This window comes from Variovorax sp. 01T439_2, assembly GCF_056398445.1.
This window is the reverse complement of record NZ_JBFTPJ010001319.1, coordinates 1-1,116: the sequence shown is the minus strand read 5'-3', so window position 1 is coordinate 1,116 and position 1,116 is coordinate 1. Positions and strand designations below refer to the sequence as shown.

The window sequence follows — 1,116 nt, the reverse complement described above, 5'->3', positions numbered from 1 at the left end:
GCCTTGAAGGTGTGCCAGCCGGAGCCCCCCATGTCSGTGGTGCGGCCCGGTCCGCCGTTGAAGGCGCCGGGCAGCGGCGTGGTCGGCGTGCGCGAGGTGTCGCGCGCATAGTCGAACAGGCTTGCGGACAGCTCCCAGTCGAACACCCCGCCGGTGTGGCTCTTCACCGAGAGGCCATGCATGTAGTGGGTGAGCGCGGTTTCGGTCGGCGCCAGCGCGGCGCTCGGCGCATCGAGGTTGTAGCTCCGCCCGGCGATGTTCACGCGCCCCGAATACACCGGCCYACCGAAGGCATCGCGCAGGTAGGTGTCGACGCTGCCGTGCGTGGTGTTGTTCCAGGCGCCCAGCGTGTAGGTGGCGCGCACCGTGGGCGAGAAATCGTAGGCCAGCTTGAGCTTGGCCTGCTCCTGCGTGGTGTCGTAGATCGTCGAGCCGCCTACCAGCCACCAGGGCTGGTTCGACGGGTTCAGCCCCAGAACCGCCCCGGTGACCGGCGTGCCGGCATTGCCCAGGGTGCCGGCACTCGCGAGCCGGTTGCCGAACACCAGCGCCTGCCCCTTGCTGTGGGTGCGCGAGGCGCTGAGCCACCATGACCAGTCGCCGCTGCGGCTGCCCAGCGAGAGCTCGAGCTGCTGGCCGGCGGGCGAGGAGTGGCTGTTGTACAGGTCGAAGTTGGAGGCGAAGCCGCTGAGCTTGGCGTGCGCTTCGAGCCGGGTGGGCATGCGCGTCACGTAGTCGACCACGGCGCCGACCGAGTTGCCCGGATAGGCCGCCGAGAACGGCCCGTACAGCACGTCGACCCGCTCGATCTCCTCGGGCGAGACCATGCCCCAGCGCGGCGCGTAGGTAGCGCCGTTGCCCAGCGGGTTCGACAGCATGACGCCGTCGGCATACACCATCGAGCGAGCGCTGTTGCCCGTGCCGGAGGCGCGCGTGGCAAGCACCGCATGGTTGAAATCGCCGATGTAGCGCTTGCGCACCACGAGGCTGGGCAGGTACTTGAGCGCGTCTTCGCCGTCGGTGGCGTTGACGGTTTCGGCGATCTGCTCGTGCGTCACGCCCTCGATGGTGGTCGGAATCTGGGTCGGCAGCGAGGTCGGGCGGCCGCCGCTGACC

1 protein-coding gene is annotated in these 1,116 nt (G+C 69.4%); it reads right to left on the bottom strand.

Annotated elements, in window-relative coordinates; translation table 11 throughout:
• A partial coding sequence (locus AC1DOC_RS34615) for a TonB-dependent receptor plug domain-containing protein (RefSeq protein ID WP_478131705.1) occupies positions 1 to 1,116 on the bottom strand: 1,116 nt, incomplete at both ends.